Origin of the sequence: Streptomyces sp. NPDC048479, from assembly GCF_040651435.1 — a bacterium.
GTDB lineage: Bacteria > Actinomycetota > Actinomycetes > Streptomycetales > Streptomycetaceae > Streptomyces.
This window is the reverse complement of record NZ_JBEZKA010000011.1, coordinates 239,790-257,313: the sequence shown is the minus strand read 5'-3', so window position 1 is coordinate 257,313 and position 17,524 is coordinate 239,790. Positions and strand designations below refer to the sequence as shown.

Genomic DNA, 17,524 nt, shown 5'->3' with positions numbered 1-17,524 from the left:
CTTCCTGAACTCCTCCGGATACGGAGACTTGCGTCCCACCTGGACATCCCTCCCTGGACCATCAAGATCCATTGTCAGGGTGTCCACTCCAAAGGTTCAGCCTCACACCAACCCTGGCCCTACGGATGGCACAAGATCGCCGACCAGATCCTCGAAAGCCTCGCCAGCTACTATCGACACATCAACGACTCAGGTCACTAGTCCGCTCACACGGAGTGGACGGGCCGGTTGTATCGCCGGCGAACTCACATCATCGAACGCACCGTGGGACCCGGGCGGGCCATCCGGCACCGACTCAACCCTGCAGGCGAGGCCGTGCTCAACAAGGGGCAGGCGGTGGTGGACCGTGTGCTCGCGGAGTCCTTCGCACCGCTCTCGCCGCAGGAACGGGATCTGCTTTATTCGCTGTTGACGCGACTGCTGCCCGAACGGGCCCAAGCCGACACGGAACTCCGCACCTGACTCACACGTCGCCCAGCTGCGCCGCGGTTCACCGAGTACACCTCACGCGTTCCTCCGGCCATTCCGGAGTCTCGGGTGTCAACCTTGACGCCCAAGAGCATCAAGGCCATGCCGTCAGGCGTGTTCCTTCCGATTACGGCGCGAACCGGAGGAAGATTCCGGCGAGGTGAAGTCCGTCCAGGTACGGCACCTCATCCACGCCAGTGGGAGCCATGTCCGTGCGGTGGTCCACAACTCGAAACCGATACCGCGATGAACGGTACGCGCGACCAGGCCGTACTGCTGGCTGGCAATGACACCTGGACCGTCACCGCCACGGCCGGCCTGTCATCCGCCGGCCGGGCAGGAAGGGACATGCTGTGACCCCGTCTTCCTCGAAGGCCAGACTGGCTTCCCTGCGCGCCGACCTCGAGCGCCGTAACCCCGCACAGCCTGAATTCCATCAGGCATCAACGGAAGTGCTGGAGACCCTGGCTCCCGTGCTCGCCGTCCGTCCCGAGTACGCGCAGCCAGGGCTCATCGAGCGCCTCTGCGAGCCCGAACGGCAGATCATCTTCCGGGTGCCCTGGCAGGACGATCGCGGCGCAGTGCACGTCAACCGAGGATTCAGGGTGGAGTTCAACAGCGCACTCGGTCCTTACAAGGGCGGCCTGCGTTTCCACCCCTCGGTGAACCTGGGCGTCGTGAAGTTCCTCGGCTTCGAGCAGATCTTCAAGAACGCCCTCACCGGGCTGGGCATCGGCGGCGGCAAGGGCGGCAGCGACTTCGACCCACGAGGGCGTTCGGACGCCGAAGTCATGCGCTTCTGCCAGTCCTTCATGACGGAGCTCCACCGGCACATCGGCGAGCACACCGACGTCCCGGCCGGCGACATCGGCGTCGGCGGCCGCGAAATCGGCTACCTCTTCGGCCAGTACCGGCGTATCACCAACCGCTGGGAAGCGGGCGTCCTCACCGGCAAGGGCCAGGGGTGGGGCGGCTCAGCGATGCGCACGCAGGCGACCGGATACGGCAGCGTGCTCTTCGCCGCCGAAATGCTGAGTCGGCGTGGAGAAGAGCTCGCGGGCCAAGGGGCCGTGGTTTCCGGCTCGGGCAATGTTGCGATCCACACCATCGAAAAGCTGACGCGCAGCGGCGCCCATCCCATGACCTGCTCCGACTCCGAGGGCTATGTGGTGGACGAGAAGGGCATCGATCTCGAGCTGCTCAAGCAGATCAAGGAGGTTGAACGCGCACGCGTCAGCGAGTACGCCTCGCGCCGCGGCGCCTCCGCCCGCTACGTCCCCAGCGGCCGCGTGTGGGACGTACCCTGCGACGTCGCCTTTCCTTCGGCCACCCAGAACGAGCTCGACGCCCAAGACGCTCGCACCCTTGTCCGCAACGGAGTCAAGGCCGTCTCCGAGGGCGCCAACATGCCCACCACCCCGGAAGCGGTGCGCATCCTGCAGGACGCGGGTGTGGCCTTCGGTCCGGGCAAGGCCGCGAATGCCGGCGGCGTCGCCGTCAGCGCCCTGGAGATGCGCCAGAACGCCGCCCGTGACTCCTGGACACCCGGGCGCGTGGAGGACGAACTCGCGGAGATCATGCGCGATATCCATCGCGTCACGTACGAGACTGCTGAGCGCTATGGAGCACCCGGCGACTATGTGACGGGAGCGAATATCGCAGGCTTCGAGCGCGTCGCGGACGCGATGCTCGCCCAGGGAGTCATCTGACGGGAGCGGCAGCGGTAGCCGTGGACGGTGGGCCCGGTCGACCCCGGGCCCACGCAGCGAACACCATGACAGGCGACGGGCAGCGCTCTGTCAGCAGCCCCAACGACTGCTGTTGCACGAAGCATTGACGAAACATGGGCGCGGTTCTAGCTTCGTCGCGTTGCACTTCATACGTCATATATGAGACGCGATACGCGAGATCTGAGAGTGCCCATGGCTTTCGCCCCGAGCCCGATCCCCTCCCGGACCCAGTACGTACTGGAGGCGATCAAGCACGCCATCCTCACCGGCGGCCTCAGCCCCGGCCAGGCCCTCGTCGAGACTGAACTCGCCGCGCAGTTCGGGGTGTCGAAGACACCGGTACGGGAAGCACTCAAGACTCTGGCCGGCACCGGCCTGGTCGTCATGAGCCAGTACAAGGGAGCCACCGTCCGCACGGTCGACGCGGGCATGGCGCGCGAGGTGTACGACGTGCGGCTGCTGCTGGAGCCGGAGGCGCTGCGGCGGTCCATCGAACGCTCGGCGGACCTGGACGCCGCCAAGGACGCCCTGCTCAAGGCCGATGACTCGGCCGACCGGGCCGAACGCTCGTTGGCCAACCGGGAGTTCCACCGTGCCTTGTATCTGCCGTGCGGCAATCCGCTGCTCGCGCGGATGCTCGACGAGGTACGCGATCAGGCGGCTCTGGTCTCGGCCGTGGTCTGGGCCGCCCAGCCGTCCTGGGAGCTGGAGGCAGTCGAACACCGAGAGATTCTGCGGCTCGCACTGGCCGGGGACGCCGACGGAGCGGCCCGCGCCCTGCGCGAACACATCGCCGACTTCGTACAGCGGGCGTTTCCTCAAGGAGCGGACGCATGACCACCTCGGATTTCACTTCCCTGCGCGCCGCGCTCGCCGATGTCGTGGCAATCCCTGTCACCCCCTTCACCGCAGATGACACCCTCGACACCGACACTCACCGCGCACTGCTCAGACGGCTCCTCGACGGCGGTGTACGCACCATCACGCCGAACGGCAACACCGGGGAGTACTACGCGCTGAGCCCCGAAGAGCGGCGCGCCGTCACCGAGTTGACCATCGATGAAGTGGGCGATCGGGCGGCGGTTCTGGTCGGTATCGGCCTGGACCTCCCGACCGCTGTCGCAGCCGCCGAGCATGCCCGCGCCGCGGGGGCCGGGATGGTGATGGTGCATCAACCTGTGCACCCGTACGCCTCGCAGGACGGCTGGACCGACTACCACCGTGTGATCGCCGAGGCGGTGCCGGAGCTCGGTGTCGTCCCGTACATCCGCAATCCGCAGCTCGGTGGTGACTACCTCGCCGAACTGGCGGACTTGTGCCCCAATGTCATCGGCGTGAAGTACGCCGTTCCGGATGCCACGAGGTTCGCCGCCTTCGCCCGGGACGCCGGCCTGGACCGCTTCGTCTGGGTCGCGGGACTCGCCGAGCTGTACGCACCGTCCTACTTCGCGAGCGGCGCCACCGGCTTCACCTCCGGTCTGGCCAATGTCGCCCCGACCGTCTCGCTGACCCTGCTGGCCGCGCTCCGTGCGGGCGACTACCCGGCCGCCATGAAGATCTGGGAGCGGATCCGGCCCTTCGAGGAACTGCGCGCCGCTCATCAGTCCGCCAACAATGTGACGGTCGTGAAGGAGGCCCTCGCCTCGCTCGGTCTGTGCCGGCGCGACCTCCGTCCGCCGAGCCGCGCACTGCCGGAGGCGCAGCGTGCGGCGGTCGCCGGACTCGTGGCCGGTTGGGCCGTATGACCGTCAAGCGCCCCGAGGAACTGCGCAGTCACCAGTGGTACGGAACGGACGGGCTGCGCTCGTTCAGCCACCGCGCCCGCACCCGCCAGCTCGGCTATCTGCCCGAGGAGCACCTGGGCAAGCCCGTCATCGCGATCCTCAACACCTGGTCCGACATCAACCCCTGCCATGTCCATCTGCGCGACCGGGCTCAGGCCGTCAAGCGCGGTGTGTGGCAGAGCGGCGGCTTTCCGCTCGAATTCCCGGTCTCCACGCTCTCCGAGACCTTCCAGAAACCGACCCCGATGCTGTACCGCAACATGCTGGCGATGGAGACCGAGGAGCTGCTGCGCTCCTATCCGGTGGACGGCGCGGTACTGATGGGCGGCTGCGACAAGTCCACGCCCGCCCTGCTGATGGGCGCGGCCAGCGCCGACCTGCCCACCGTGTTCGTACCGGCCGGGCCGATGCTGCCGGGCCACTGGCGCAATGAAGTACTCGGCTCCGGGACGGACATGTGGAAGTACTGGGACGACAAGCGGGCCGGGCTGATCGGCGACGCGGAGATGGCCGAGCTGGAGAACGGACTGGCCCGCTCGCCCGGCACCTGTATGACCATGGGCACCGCTTCCACGCTGACGGCGGCGGCCGAGGCGCTCGGCGTCACCGTCCCCGGCGCGTCGTCCATCCCGGCCGTCGACTCCGGGCATGAGCGGATGGCTGCCGCCTCCGGGCGACGGATCGTCGGCCTGGTGCACCAGGACCGGAAGCTTTCGCAGATCCTCACGAGGGAGGCGTACGAGGACGCGGTCGCCACCGTTCTCGCCCTCGGCGGCTCGACCAACGCAGTGATCCATCTGATCGCGATGGCCGGACGCTCGGGCGTGCAGCTCACGCTCGACGACTTCGACCGCATCGCCCGTACAGTGCCGGTGCTGGCCAACCTCCGGCCCGGCGGCCGCTATCTGATGGAGGACTTCCACTTCGCCGGCGGACTCCCAGCGTTCCTGGCCCAGTTGACGGACGTACTGCATCTGGACCGGCCCACCGTCACGCACGACACTCTGCGTGCACAGCTCGACGGCGCCCTCGTCCACAACCCCGATGTCATCCGCCCGCGCGAGAATCCTCTCGCCGAGGAGGGCGGCGTGGCCGTGCTGCGCGGCAACCTCTGCCCCGACGGCGCGGTCATCAAGCACATCGCCGCCGAACCCCGCCTCCTCAAGCACACCGGACCCGCCATGGTCTTCCCCGACTACAGGACGATGCAGCGAACCATCAACGACCCCGGTCTCGGCATCACCGCCGACCATGTGCTGGTGCTCCGGGGCGCGGGCCCCAAGGGCGGCCCCGGCATGCCCGAGTACGGGATGCTGCCGCTCCCCGACCACCTGCTCAAGCAGGGTGTACGGGACATGGTGCGGATCTCCGACGCCCGGATGAGCGGCACCAGCTACGGCACCTGCGTACTGCATATCGCCCCCGAGTCGCACGTCGGCGGGCCGCTGGCGCTGGTCCGCAGCGGGGACCTCATCACCCTGGACGTCGCGGCGCGCACCCTCAGGCTCGAGATCCCGGACGAGGAACTCGAGCGGCGCAGGGCTGAGTGGACTCCGCCGCCCGAGCGGTACGAACGCGGCTACGGCGCCCTCTACACCGAGCAGATCACCCAGGCCGACACCGGCTGCGACTTCGCCTTTCTCGCCCGGCGCGGCAAGAACCCCGACCCGTACGCGGGCTGAGCTCCTCTTTTTGTCCCTCGGCGCCCTCGTGGGTGCCCTGACATCTGTCAGGGACCGACCACGCTCCACGGCCTCTATGGTCCCGAGCACGGGGCCGGGGCCCATCGGGAACCGGCATCGCTTTATCGCCAGGAAGGGAAAACAGTCATGAACAAGCTGCGCGCCACGCTGTCGTCCTCGGCGGCCGCCGCCATGCTGGCGGCCGGGTTGACCCTCTTCGGGCCTGTCGGCGCGGCCCATGCGTCGCCCTCGGACTGCGAAGGCGGGGCCAATGGCTTCGTCGACATCCCGGACAACCTGTCCGGGGACGTCAAAGCGCATCGACGCCGTCCGCGCCCAGTTTCCCGCCTTGAAGGCCGGCTCTGCCCACTTCGACGGTCCGGGCGGCTCACAGACTCCGCCGGCCGTCATCGACGCCATCGCCGACGCGCTGGCGAACCCGCTGTCCAACCGCGGCCGCGGCACGCTCGGCGAGCGCAACGCCGAGGCCATCGTCACCGGCGCCCGGCAGGCACTGGCGGACCTGCTGAGCGCACATCCGTCCGGCATCGTCTTCGGCCGCAGCGCCACGCAGCTGACCTACGACTTCTCCCGGACCCTCGCCAAGACCTGGTCCCCCGGCGACGAAGTCGTCGTCACACGCCTCGACCACGACTCCAACATCCGCCCCTGGATACAGGCGGCGGCGACTGCCGGAGCCACCGTGCGATGGGCCGATTTCGACCCAGCCACCGGAGAACTCACCGCCGACGACATACGCTCCGTGCTCTCCGAGCGCACCCGCCTCGTCGCCGTCACCGCCGCATCCAACCTCATCGGCACCCGCCCCGCCGTCCCGGAGATCGCCCGGCTGGCCCATGAGTCCGGAGCACTGCTCTACGTCGACGGCGTGCACTACACCGCCCATGCCTCCGTCGACATCGGACGGCTCGGTGCGGACTTCTTCACCTGCTCCCCCTACAAGTTCCTGGGACCGCACCTCGGCGTCATCGCCGGTCGGCCCGAACTTCTCGGGACTCTGGAGCCGGACAAGCTGCTCCCCTCGTCGAATGCCGTGCCCGAGCGCTTCGAGCTCGGCACCCTGCCGTACGAACTCCTCGCAGGCGCCCTCGCCGCCGTTGACTTTCTGGCCGGCCTCGGCCCGCTCCGCGACGGCACCCGCCGGGAGCGGCTGGCCTCCGCTTTCACAGCGCTCGAAGACCACGAGAACACCCTGCGACTGCGCATCGAGGAGGGGCTGAGCGGCTTCGAAGCGATCACCGTGCACTCACGCGCAGCCGAGCGCACCCCGACACTGCTGCTGACCATCCGCGGCCGCAGCACACTCGACGCCCACCAATATCTGGCCGACCGCGGAATCGACGCGCCGTCAGGCTCCTTCTACGCCCTGGAGGCATCCCGCCGACTCGGCCTGGGCGCCGCGGGAGGGCTACGTGTCGGCCTCGCCCCGTACAACAACGCCGAGGACGTTGACCGGCTGCTGCAGGGCCTGTCGGACTTTCTGCACCCGGCATCCGGAGCCCGCTGACCAACGTCCGCCCCGGCCCCCTGGGGGACCTCGCCCACGGCGGCTGCGGGCAGCGGCCGGGCCCTCAGGTCCGGAGAGCTGCGTGCGACAAAGGCCGCAGCGCGGGGTTGAATGGAGAAATGGGTGTCCAACGGCGTGCCAGACACCGGCGGAGCCGCGCGCTGGCCGCAGCAGGCTTGGCTCCTCTGCTGGTCGCGACCTGCGCCACGACCGCCGCAGCAGCGCCTGGCCTCGCACCGCCGCCCTCCGTCGTCCGCGCGCCTCCGCCGCAGCCCCCTCCGCTGCTCACCAAGGCCCACGTGGACGCCGCTCTCGCCAAGCTTGACGGCATCGTCCGGGACGGCATGAAGAAGACCGGCGTTCCCGGCGTCGCCGTGGCCGTCGTCCACCAGGACCGCGTCGTCTACCTCAAGGGCTTCGGCCTGCGCCAGACCGGCAAGCCCGGCGCCGTCGAGCCCGACACGGTGTTCCAGCTCGCCTCACTGTCGAAGCCCGTCTCTTCCACCGTCGTCGCCGGTGTCGTAGGCACGAAGGCGATCACCTGGGACGGCGCCGTCTCCAAAGATCTCACCGGCTTCGCACTGAAAGACCCGTGGGTGACCGGCCACGTCACCATCGCCGACCTCTTCTCGCACCGGAGCGGCCTTCCCGACCACGCCGGCGACCTCCTCGAAGACCTCGGCTACGACCAGGACTACATACTCAAGCACCTCCGCTACGAACCCCTGGCCCCCTTCCGCGCCAGCTACGCCTACACCAACTTCGGCGTCACAGCCGCCGCCGAAGCCGTCGCCAATGCCAAGAACACCAGCTGGGAAAAGCTCGCCGCAGACACCCTCTACACCCCGGCCGGAATGAACTCGACCAGCTCTCTCTTCGCCGACTACGAGCAGGCCGGCAACAAGGCGGTCACCCATGTGAAGGCCGAAGACGGCACCTGGCAGGCGAAGTACGTGCGCGACGCCGACGCCCAGTCCCCCGCCGGTGGCGTCAGCTCCACAGCTCGCGACATGTCCGCGTGGCTGCGCCTGCAGCTCGCGAACGGCAAACTCGGCGGCAAACAGATCATCGCCGCCGAAGGTCTTGAACGCACGCACCTGCCCGAGATCGTCTCCCAGCCGCCGACGGCCCCGGCCGGCCGGACCGGTTTCTACGGCCTTGGCTGGAACGTCGGCTACGACGACCACGGCAGACTCAGGCTCAGCCACTCCGGCGCCTTCGCCCTCGGCGCCAACACCAATGTGACCATGCTGCCGAGCGAGCAGCTCGGAATCGTCGTACTCACCAATGGAGAACCGGTGGGCCTCGCCGACTCCATAGCGGCCAACTTCCTCGACACCGCCCAGGTGGGCAAGCCCACCGCCGACTGGCTGACCCTGATCGGACAGCTCTACGCGAAGGAAGAGCAAGCGGCCAAGTCCCCGACCGACTACGCCAGGCCACCGTCCGGCGCCGCCGCGGCAGCCCCCGACGCAACGTACGTCGGCACCTACAGCAACGACTACTACGGGCCGCTCGCGGTCAGCGCCGACAACGGCGTACTGACCATGCAACTGGGCCCGAAGCATATGCGGTTCCGCCTGATGCACTACGACGGCAACACCTTCAGCTTCCGGACCGCCGGAGAAAACGCCGTCGGCCTGTCGGGGGTCACGTTCTCCGTCGGCTCCGGTGACTCCGGCGGCAAGGCCACAAAGGTGCGCGTCGAAAGCCTCGACAATAACGGCCTCGGCACCTTCATCCGTGACTAGACCAGGTCACCGGAACAGCCGCAGCCACGCTGCACCCGGCTTGTCGCGGCGTCACAGCATGACGTGCTTGAGCTGGGTGTAGTCCAGCAGCCCGGCCAGGGACAGATCGCTGCCGTAGCCGGAGTGCTTGATCCCACCGTGCGGCATCTCCGACACCGTGGTGCCATGCGTGTTCACCCACACGATCCCGGTCTGCAGGGCCCGAGTCGCCCGCATCGCGCGGTCGTGGTCCGTGGTCCACACACTGGCCGCGAGGCCGAACCGCACGTCATTGGCAAGCCGCAGCGCCTCATCCTCGTCCGAGAACGGCTGCACGGTGACGACCGGGCCGAAGATCTCCTCCTGCACGATCTCGTCGCTCTGGCGGACACCGGCGACCACGGTCGCCTCGTGGAAGTATCCGGCCCTTCGGATCCGGGAACCCCCGGTGACGACCTCGGCGTGATCCGGCAGTCTGCTCAACAGGGCTTCCACAGAGGCGAGTTGAGCAGCGTTGTTGAGCGGGCCGTAGTCGGCGTCCGGCTCGCCGGGCGCCGCGGTGCGCAGTTTCTGCGCCCGGGCGGAGAACGCCGCGAGAAACGCGTCGTGAATGCGGTGGTGCACCAGCAGCCTTGTGGGGGCCGTGCAGTCCTGGCCGGCGTTGTAGTACGCGACCGCGGCGAGGTCCGCCGCAGCGGACTCGATGTCCACATCGTCGTGGACGATGACCGGAGCGTTTCCGCCGAGCTCGAGATGGACGCGCTTGAGGTCCGCCGCCGCGGCGGCCGCGATCTCCCGGCCGGCCCGGACGCTGCCGGTGACCGCGATCAGCCGGACGGCCGGATGGGCGGTGAGTGCCCGGCCGGTGTCCCGGTCGCCACAGACGACGTTGAGCACGCCCGGCGGCAGGTGCTCGGCGGCGATCCTGGCCAGCAGGGCTGATGAGGTGGGGGTGGTGTCGGCGGGTTTGAGCACGGTCGTGTTGCCGGCCGCGATCGCCGGGGCGATCTTCCACGCCGCCATCATCAAGGGGTAGTTCCACGGGGTGATCTGGGCGCAGACACCGACCGGTTCGCGGCGGAGCAGCGAGGTGCGTCCCTCGGTGTACTCGGCAGCGGCGGCGCCGGGCAGGTTCCGGGCGGCTCCCGCGAAGTAGCGCAAGGTATCGGTGATCGCGGGCAGTTCCTCGGACCGGAAGAGGCCCGCGGGCTTGCCGGTGTCCCCGACCTCGGCGGCCACAAAATCGTCCGCGTGGGCCTCCATGGCGTCGGCGATGCGCAGCAGCGCGCGCTGGCGTTCAGCCGGAGTGGTCGTGGACCAGCGGTCGTACGCGGCTGCGGCCGCCGTACAGGCAGTGTCGGTGTCGGCCTGTCCGGAGCGCGGTGCGGTGCGGTGCACTGTTCCGGTGGCGGGGTCGGTGAGCTCCATCAGTTCGCCGGAGGCGGCGGGGAGGTCCGCTCCCGCGATGTGGTTGAGGACCACGGGATACGCAGAAGGCTCAGCCACGGCGCAGCGCCTCCTTCGCCGCGGCGCGGCCGGTGCGTACGGCGCCCTCCATATAGCCGGCCACCCACTGGTCGGAGCCGCACACATAGAACGGTGGTTCATGGGTGCCGTGCCGGGGGCCCACGGCCATGACGTCGCCGGGGGTCCACTGCGTGACATAGCCCTGGGTCCATGGATCGGTGCCCCACATCCGCAGATACGCGGTGAGTGGCTGGTGGGCCTCGTCGCCGTAGAGGCGGGCGACGTCGCCGAGCAGTTCGGGCACGCGCAGCCGACCGGGCATGCCGAGCAGTACGCCGTAGCGCTCGGGCGGGATGAGAGCGGAAAGGATGCCCTCGTTCTGCGGCCATGTGCTGCCGAGGACCCCTTCGCATTCGGAGAGGCCGTTGAGATCGTGGTCGCGCCAGAAGGGCTTGTCGTAGGCGGCGACGAACTTGGCCGCGACCGCCTGGCGCTGCTGGTGCAGCGAGGCGAGCCGTTCGTCGCAGACTCCGGTGACGGTGACCGAGCGGAGCGGGCCGACGGGCAGCGCGCTGACGACGGCACCTGCGGTGAGGGGTTCGCCTCCGGTCAGAACTACGGTGCAGCCGCCGGGCCGTACGGCGATCGCGTCGACCGGCGCCCCGAGCCGTATCCGCTGACCGAGCCCCTCCGCCATGCGCAGTGCCACGGTCGCCGAACCCTCCGCGACCCGCAGTCCCTCCCAGTCCTCGTAGTCGTAGTGGTCGGCATGCCCGGTGCCGGGAACGGCGGCGTGCTTGCGCAGGGCGGCGAGCAGCGAGGTCCGTTCGTACGAGCCGCTGGCCAGGGCGAGTTGGCCGATCTCCCAGAGGCGTACGACGGCGGGGGTCGCGCCCTCGGAGCGCAGCCAGTCGCCGACCGGGATCCCGTCGAGGGCTGCGGCGTCGGGGTGGGACCAGGGGTCGTCCGGGTCGACGGTGCTGGCCAGGGCGGTGAACGCGGCGGTGACCCGCTGGTGACAGGCGTCGTCGCCGCGGCCGAACCAGTGCGGCGGGTCACCGGCGGACATTCCCTCCGGCGTGGCACGGGCGATGACCCCGGGCTCGGCGACATAGCTGGGGATCAGAGTGAGGCCGAGTTCGGCGGCGAGGGTGAGATACGAGGTGTGGGCGCGGCCCACGACCTCGCCGCCGAGCTGAACGAGCCGGCCGTCGGGCAGCGTGGTCTGCTCGACCCGGCCGCCGACCCGTTCGCGGGCCTCGAGGACGAGGACGTGGGCTCCGGCCGCGGCCAGGTCACGTGCTGCGGCGAGACCGGCGAGGCCGGCGCCGAGCACGATGACATCGTGGTTCATGGGGCGTTCCTTCGCTGGATCGGCTGCGGGGCGGGCTGTCAGTCGAGGACCAGGCAGTGTTCGGGTTTCCAGCCGATCTCGACGCTCTCGCCGCCGCTCCAGCGGTCCTCCATCCGCGAGCGGTCGGTGTTCTGCTCCAGGACGGAAAGGGTGATGCCGGGGGCGAGTTCGATGAGGTAGGTGGTGGTCGGGCCGGAGTAGACGGTCTCCCGGATGACGCCGTTCACCATGGCCATGCCCGGTTCGAAGTCGGAGAGCCAGATCTTCTCGGGCCGGATGGAGAGGCTGACCCTGCTGCCCTCGGTGACGCCGGTGCGCTTGCCGACGGGCAGTGTGGGGCCCCGATCGACGACGACCTCACCGGAGCGGTAGATGCCGGGCACGAGGTTGGACGTGCCCATGAAGGAGGCGACGAAGCTGCTCGCCGGGCGTTCGTAGACGTCCTCGGGGGTGCCGCACTGCTCGACGCGGCCCTCGTTCATCACCGCCACCCGGTCGGACATGGTCAGCGCCTCGTCCTGGTCGTGGGTGACGAAGACGAAGGTGATGCCGATCTCCCGCTGGATCTGCTTGAGTTCGACCTGCATCCGGCGGCGGAGTTTGAGGTCGAGGGCGGCCAGCGGTTCGTCGAGGAGCAGGACCTCGGGGCCGTTGACGAGTGCGCGGGCCAGGGCGACGCGCTGACGCTGGCCGCCGGAGAGGGTACCGGGCTTGCGGTCGGCCAGGCCGCCGAGCTGCACCCGGTCCAGCATGGCGCCGACCCGTTCGCGTATCTCGGCCCGGCCGATGCCCTTCCGCTTGAGGCCGAAGGCCACGTTGTCGGCGACCGAGAGATGGTCGAAGAGCGCATAGCTCTGGAAGACCGTGTTGACGTTGCGCTTGTCGGGCGGCAGGGCGGTCACGTCCTCGCCCCCGAGCAGGATGGTGCCGTCGGTCGGGTCGGTGAAGCCGCCGATCATGCGAAGCGAGGTGGTCTTGCCGCAGCCCGAGGGGCCGAGGAGCGAGAAGAACTCACCGCGGGCGATGTCCAGGGAGAGGTCGTGGACGGCGTACGAGTCGCCGTAGCTCTTGCTGATGCCGTCGAGCCGGACGGCGGGCGAGGCGTCGAGCAGGGCGGCGGGTGAGGTTTCCGCGGATGTCGTGGGTATCACGGGTGTCACTTCCCGGAGAGCAGATCGAGGCCGCCGCGGCGGCCGAACAGGCGCGGGATGGCGAGGGCGAGGGCGATGAGGCCGATGGATCCGGCGAGCATCAGGGTGCCGACCGCGTTGATGGTGGGCTGTACGCCGAAGCGGATCGCCGAGTAGATGCGTACGGAGAGCGGCTGCGGGTCGACGCCGGTGGTGAAGTAGGCGAGCACGAAGTCGTCGAAGACAAGGGCGAAGACGAGCACCGCGGAGGCGAGGATGCTGGGGAGCAGGGCGGGCAGGGTGACCAGACGCAGTGCCTGCCAGCGGGTGGCCCCGAGGTCCATCGCCGCCTCTTCCACCTCCGGGTTGAGGGCGGCGATCCGGGAGCGCAGGATCACCGTCACATAGGAGATGGAGAAGGTGATCTCCGCGAGCATCACGGTGCCGGTGGACAGTGTGATCCCGAAGCCCTTGAAGAGCAGCATCGCGGCGACACCGGTGACGATCTCCGGGGTGATCAGCGGGACGAGCATGACCAGGCCGGCGAGGGAGCCGAGTCGGCTGCGGCAGCGGACCAGGCCCAGCGCCAGGGCGACCCCGAGGATCAGGGAGCCCGCCATGGCCACCAGGGAGACCCGCAGGCTCATGGCGAGCGAGCCGATCAGTACGTCGTCCTTGAGGAAGGCCGAGTACCAGCGGAGGCTGAAGTCCTTGAAGACGGTGAGGGACTTCTGGGAGTTGAAGGAGAAGAGGACGACGACGCCGATGGGGAGGTAGAGGAGCGCGAGGAAGGCGGCGGTGACGGCGATGGCGAAACGGGGCCTGCGGTCGGTGCCGCGGCGGTGCCGCTTGACGGCCTGGCGGCGGGCCGGGCGACGGTTCGGCCGCGGGCCCGGGCGGCTGTTCACCTTGACGGCCGGGTGACGTTGCGGCTTGAGGGCGGGACGGAGTGTCATCGGGTCGCCTCCGCTTCGTCCTTGCGGGTGCGCCGCAGGTAGCCGAGCATTCCGATGAACAGCACAGCCATCATCAGCATGGTGAGGGCCGAGCCGAGCGGCCAGTTCTGGCCCTGGAAGAACTTGTCCTGGATCAGGTTGCCGATCATGATTTGGTCGGGGCCTCCCATGAGCTGGGCGCTGACGAAGTCGCCCATGGCGGGCAGCAGGACGAGGACGCAGCCGGCCATCGCTCCTTGCCGGGTGGCGGGCAGGGTGACGAAGAAGAACGTCCGCAAAGGGCCTCCGTAGAGGTCGCGCCCCGCCTCGATCAGCGAGACGTCCATGCGCTCCAGGGCGGCGTACAGCGGGATGATCATGAACACGATGAAGCCGTAGACGAGTCCGGCGATGACGCCCATGCCGGTCTGCAGGATCTTGGTGTCCGAGTCGGCGAGCCCGACGGCGCGCAGGGCCTTGAGCAGGGGCCCGTCGTCGGAGAGGACGACGGACCAGCCGTACATCCGCACCAGGTAGTTCGCGAAGAACGGCACGACGATCGCGGCGATCAGGAGGTTCTTGAAGCGTCCGCCGTGCAGGGCGATGGCGTACGCGACCGGGTAGGCAATCACCAGGCAGATGACGCAGGTGAGGAGCGCGTAGCCGAGAGAGCGGAGCAGCACGGCGCGGTAGGCCGGATCGGTCATCGCCGCGATGTTCTCGAAGTTGAGTCCGAAGCGCGGGTTGCCGAGCGGGTCGGTGGTGCCGAAGGCGAGAGTGGCCACCAGCAGGAGCGAGGCGATGAGGAAGCCGGTCATCCAGAGGGTGCCGGGGATCATCAGCCAGGTCCACAGCCGCGTGCCGGCGGCGGACTGTCCGCTGCGCGGACGGGACTCCTTGGGGCGGGTACGTAGTGCCATGTCAGCCGGCCTTCACATGGGTCCAGGCGGTGTCTCGGGCCTGTTCGCCCCTCGAGGTGCCGTTGCGGAAGAAGAGGTCGTCCTTGAGGTCTCCGGCGGAGACGAGGCATTCGGGGAAGGGCTCCATGATCGCGGCGTAGGTGTCCTCGCTGCCGCCGACCGGCATGGGATAGCCGATGTACTCGATGTTCTTCTTCACGTTCTCCGGGCGGAGCATGTAGTCGATGAAGAGCATCGCCGTGCCGGGATGTCGGGCGTTGGAGGGGATGGCGTAGCAGTCGGAGTTGACCGGGGCGCCTTCCCGGGCGACCTCGAAGCCGAGGACCGAGGGGTCCTTGGCCTGGCCGAGCATGGCGGCCATGTCCCCGCTCCAGGCCTGGGTCATGGCCGCGTTGCCGTTGAGCAGGTTGTTGTAGCTGTCGCTGGAGAAGCCGCGCAGATGCGGGCGGAGCGACTGCAGAGTGTGGGTGATCCGGCCGAGGTCGCTCGCATCGGCAGTGGTGAGGTCGAGACCGAGCTTGAGCGCGCCCATGCCGAGCACCTCGTCACGGTCGTCGAGTACGAAGACCTTGCCCTTGGCTCCGGCGTTCCACAGATCGCCCCAGGAGCCGGTCAGGTTGTCGCCGATCTGATCCTTCCGCCAGCCGATCCCTGTCTTGTACATGGTGAACGGGACGGTGTGCGCGGAGGCTTTGTCGTACCAGGGGTCGGCGAAGTAGTCGTAACGGCTGAACACCGCGTCCGCGTTCTTCAACCGGGAGTGGTCGATCCGGCGCAGCCGGTGGCCGGAGACGAGCCGCTCCGCCCATTTCGCGGTGGGAAAGATGAGGTCGTATCGGTTTCCGGCATTGAGCTTGGCGGCCATGCCCTCCATCGAGTCGAAGTTCGACTGGATGACCTTGACGCCGTACTCCTTCTCGAACCCTTTGAAGACGGCCGGGTCGACGAAATCGGCCCAGTTGAAATAGATCAGATCGCCGTCGACCCGGACATCTATGGGTGCCTCCGGATCGCCGTGGGCGGCCGGATCTTCGGGGAGGAATCCGCAGCCGGCCACCGTGAGGCCGAGAGCGGCGGCGGAGCCGGTACGGAGAAAGGAGCGGCGGGACAGCAGGGGTGCCTCGGGGGACATCGGTGGTCCTCTCCGTAGGGTCCATGGGGGACGAGCACTGCTTCAGGGCGCGGTCACAGGTACACGGATGCCCTGACTCCGTGCTCGACCAGGGAGCCGCGAGGCGGTGCGGGGCACACCGCCGGCACGGCTGGAACAGCTCGCCTCAACGGGAGCGGCTTACAGCTCCGCGCCGTCGAGGTCGGCCCGGACGCGGCCGGCGAACCAGCCGACCGCCGCCTCGCGCCGGGACAGAGGCCCTGGCTCGAAGCCGGGCGTGGTCAGTCCTTTCTGCACACGGGCCACCAGCTCGACGTCTTCGTCGTTGGTGATCCAGCCGATGTGGATGTTGAGCCGCCGGGCGAGCCGGGTGCGCAGACTGGTCCCGCGGCGGGTGTAGAACGCGCCGGGTACGGCCACGCGGTCCACCGCCGTCGGGATTGCGGTCCAGGCAAGCACATGGTCGGGGTAGAAGTCGATGAGTGTGTTGGGATAGATCACCGCGTACCGCCAGACTCGCCGGTCGGCCTCGGTGAGGCCGGGCATCGGGGCCGCGACCTGCTGATAGAGGCGTTCCGCCCAGTTCGAGGACGGCTTGTCCCGCAGCGGTGAGGCGAAGAGCGCGTACGACTCCTCGATCTCGCAGGTGTAGCTCTGGTAGTCGAGCAGCCGCATCAGCCCGGGGTGGGCCACCGGCACGTGGTAGCCCTCCAGGTAGTTGTCGACCGCCACCTTCCAGTTGGCTTCCTGGACCTCGGCGCCGGCGAGGTCATGGATCCGGCTGCGGCCGATCGGCACCAGGTCGGTTCCCGCGTAGTGGCCGACGGCCTCGGCGAGACCGGCACACTGCTTCGCCAGCGGTACCGCGTCCGGGTCGAGGTTGGCGAAGACGAAGCCGAGGAACGACTCGACGCGGACCGGGAACAGCCCGAGCCTGGGCTTGTCCAGGCAGGGGATCTGCCGCGCCTCGGGAGCGCCGACCAGCCGTCCGTCGAGTTTGTACGTCCAGCCGTGGTACGGGCAGCGGATCGCCTTGCCGGCCGGTTCGGGGGTGGTGACCAGGCGCGTTCCGCGGTGCCGGCAGACATTGAGGTGGGCCGCCAGGCTGCCGTCCTCGGTCCGGACCACCAGTACCTCGCGGCCGGCGACCGTTGCGGCGAGCCGGGCGCCGGGTCCCGGCAGGTCGGATTCATGGCACACGAGCTGCCAGGACCTGGCGAAGATGTGCCGGGTCTCGGCGGCGGCCGTGCCGGCGTCGGTGTAGTAGCGGGCGGACAGGGCTTGCCCGGGACTCTGCTGGTCCTGGGGTGCGGCGGAGACTGTGGGGACTTCTGGGGCCTCAGGGGCTTCTGAGGTCTTAGGTGCTACAGCGGCTGCGAGTACTGCAGGGGCTGCAGAGGCTTCGGGGGCTTCGGGCTGCATCGGCTGACTCCTCCATGCCGCACATGCGGCGATCGGTATTGAGGCGGCCCAGGGACTGTCTGCGGGCCGTGGTGAGACACCGGGAAGCCGCGCTGACTAATTGGTCAGTCAGATTGCTGCCACGTTTCCACAGTGTCAAGACTTGTGGACTGACTAATTGATTAGTTAGCGTAGTCCTCATCGCTGCTCCCCGCGTTTCGTCGTTTCCCGTCGAACCGGACGCCGGCAGCCTCCCGGGCGCCCACGCCCGGTCCGTACAGCCG

At 68.8% G+C, this 17,524-nt stretch carries 14 protein-coding genes; 7 read left to right on the top strand and 7 right to left on the bottom strand.

The window, feature by feature from the left end; translation table 11 throughout:
• Positions 1–315: 315 nt before the first annotated feature.
• The 7 genes from AB0D12_RS19630 to AB0D12_RS19600 all read left to right on the top strand — a co-directional run bounded on the left by AB0D12_RS19630 (position 316) and on the right by AB0D12_RS19600 (position 8,943).
• Entirely contained in the window at positions 316–462 is a 147-nt protein-coding gene (locus AB0D12_RS19630) for a hypothetical protein (RefSeq protein WP_362684064.1), read from the top strand.
• A 359-nt stretch (positions 463–821) separates the two neighbouring features.
• Positions 822–2,177: an NADP-specific glutamate dehydrogenase gene (gene gdhA / locus AB0D12_RS19625; protein ID WP_362684061.1), complete on the top strand. Its 1,356-nt coding sequence runs from the start codon at positions 822–824 to the stop codon at positions 2,175–2,177.
• 213 nt (positions 2,178–2,390) lie between these two features.
• Positions 2,391–3,035 carry a GntR family transcriptional regulator gene (locus tag AB0D12_RS19620; RefSeq protein ID WP_362684058.1) on the top strand — a complete coding sequence of 215 codons (645 nt, stop codon included), beginning with the start codon at positions 2,391–2,393 and terminating at the stop codon, positions 3,033–3,035.
• Positions 3,032–3,943, top strand: a complete 912-nt coding sequence (locus AB0D12_RS19615) for a dihydrodipicolinate synthase family protein (protein ID WP_362684055.1) — start codon at positions 3,032–3,034, stop codon at positions 3,941–3,943. Before AB0D12_RS19620 ends, AB0D12_RS19615 begins: the two co-directional genes overlap by 4 nt.
• Positions 3,940–5,664, top strand: coding sequence for an L-arabinonate dehydratase (araD, locus tag AB0D12_RS19610; RefSeq protein ID WP_362684052.1), 1,725 nt, complete (start codon positions 3,940–3,942; stop codon positions 5,662–5,664). Before AB0D12_RS19615 ends, araD begins: the two co-directional genes overlap by 4 nt.
• 271 nt (positions 5,665–5,935) lie before the next feature.
• Entirely contained in the window at positions 5,936–7,192 is a 1,257-nt protein-coding gene (locus tag AB0D12_RS19605) for a cysteine desulfurase-like protein (RefSeq protein WP_362684049.1), read from the top strand.
• Between the two features lie 119 nt (positions 7,193–7,311).
• Positions 7,312–8,943, top strand: a complete 1,632-nt coding sequence (locus AB0D12_RS19600) for a serine hydrolase (RefSeq protein WP_362684046.1) — start codon at positions 7,312–7,314, stop codon at positions 8,941–8,943.
• Positions 8,944–8,994: 51 nt separating this feature from the next.
• Here the strand turns inward: AB0D12_RS19600 and AB0D12_RS19595 are convergent, their stop codons facing one another.
• The 7 genes from AB0D12_RS19595 to AB0D12_RS19565 all read right to left on the bottom strand — a co-directional run bounded on the left by AB0D12_RS19595 (position 8,995) and on the right by AB0D12_RS19565 (position 17,261).
• Positions 8,995–10,428 carry an aminobutyraldehyde dehydrogenase gene (locus tag AB0D12_RS19595; RefSeq protein ID WP_362684043.1) on the bottom strand — a complete coding sequence of 478 codons (1,434 nt, stop codon included), beginning with the start codon at positions 10,426–10,428 and terminating at the stop codon, positions 8,995–8,997.
• The gene (locus AB0D12_RS19590; RefSeq protein WP_362684040.1) at positions 10,421–11,743 is read right to left on the bottom strand and encodes an NAD(P)/FAD-dependent oxidoreductase; all 1,323 of its coding nucleotides are present in this window, start codon (positions 11,741–11,743) and stop codon (positions 10,421–10,423) included. Before AB0D12_RS19590 ends, AB0D12_RS19595 begins: the two co-directional genes overlap by 8 nt.
• Before the next feature lie 38 nt (positions 11,744–11,781).
• Positions 11,782–12,894: an ABC transporter ATP-binding protein gene (locus AB0D12_RS19585; protein WP_362684037.1), complete on the bottom strand. Its 1,113-nt coding sequence runs from the start codon at positions 12,892–12,894 to the stop codon at positions 11,782–11,784.
• A gap of 5 nt (positions 12,895–12,899) precedes the next feature.
• Positions 12,900–13,829 carry an ABC transporter permease gene (locus tag AB0D12_RS19580; protein ID WP_362684034.1) on the bottom strand — a complete coding sequence of 310 codons (930 nt, stop codon included), beginning with the start codon at positions 13,827–13,829 and terminating at the stop codon, positions 12,900–12,902.
• Positions 13,826–14,728, bottom strand: a complete 903-nt coding sequence (locus AB0D12_RS19575) for an ABC transporter permease (RefSeq protein WP_362684031.1) — start codon at positions 14,726–14,728, stop codon at positions 13,826–13,828. The genes AB0D12_RS19580 and AB0D12_RS19575 overlap by 4 nt, the downstream gene beginning before the upstream one ends.
• A gap of 1 nt (position 14,729) precedes the next feature.
• Positions 14,730–15,860, bottom strand: a complete 1,131-nt coding sequence (locus tag AB0D12_RS19570) for an extracellular solute-binding protein (protein WP_362684028.1) — start codon at positions 15,858–15,860, stop codon at positions 14,730–14,732.
• Positions 15,861–16,019: 159 nt separating this feature from the next.
• The gene (locus AB0D12_RS19565) at positions 16,020–17,261 is read right to left on the bottom strand and encodes an aromatic ring-hydroxylating dioxygenase subunit alpha (protein WP_362684025.1); all 1,242 of its coding nucleotides are present in this window, start codon (positions 17,259–17,261) and stop codon (positions 16,020–16,022) included.
• Positions 17,262–17,524: the final 263 nt, after the last annotated feature.

What these genes read in the sequence shown, in the direction of transcription:
- AB0D12_RS19620 (WP_362684058.1), top strand. Translation starts at nt 2,391, where the DNA reads ATGGCTTTCGCCCCGAGCCCGATCCCCTCCCGGACCCAGTACGTACTG.
- AB0D12_RS19615 (WP_362684055.1), top strand. Translation starts at nt 3,032, where the DNA reads ATGACCACCTCGGATTTCACTTCCCTGCGCGCCGCGCTCGCCGATGTC.
- araD (WP_362684052.1), top strand. Translation starts at nt 3,940, where the DNA reads ATGACCGTCAAGCGCCCCGAGGAACTGCGCAGTCACCAGTGGTACGGA.
- AB0D12_RS19605 (WP_362684049.1), top strand. Translation starts at nt 5,936, where the DNA reads ATGGCTTCGTCGACATCCCGGACAACCTGTCCGGGGACGTCAAAGCGC.
- AB0D12_RS19600 (WP_362684046.1), top strand. Translation starts at nt 7,312, where the DNA reads ATGGGTGTCCAACGGCGTGCCAGACACCGGCGGAGCCGCGCGCTGGCC.
- AB0D12_RS19590 (WP_362684040.1), bottom strand. Translation starts at nt 11,743, where the DNA reads ATGAACCACGATGTCATCGTGCTCGGCGCCGGCCTCGCCGGTCTCGCC.
- AB0D12_RS19580 (WP_362684034.1), bottom strand. Translation starts at nt 13,829, where the DNA reads ATGACACTCCGTCCCGCCCTCAAGCCGCAACGTCACCCGGCCGTCAAG.
- AB0D12_RS19575 (WP_362684031.1), bottom strand. Translation starts at nt 14,728, where the DNA reads ATGGCACTACGTACCCGCCCCAAGGAGTCCCGTCCGCGCAGCGGACAG.
- AB0D12_RS19570 (WP_362684028.1), bottom strand. Translation starts at nt 15,860, where the DNA reads ATGTCCCCCGAGGCACCCCTGCTGTCCCGCCGCTCCTTTCTCCGTACC.
- AB0D12_RS19565 (WP_362684025.1), bottom strand. Translation starts at nt 17,261, where the DNA reads ATGCAGCCCGAAGCCCCCGAAGCCTCTGCAGCCCCTGCAGTACTCGCA.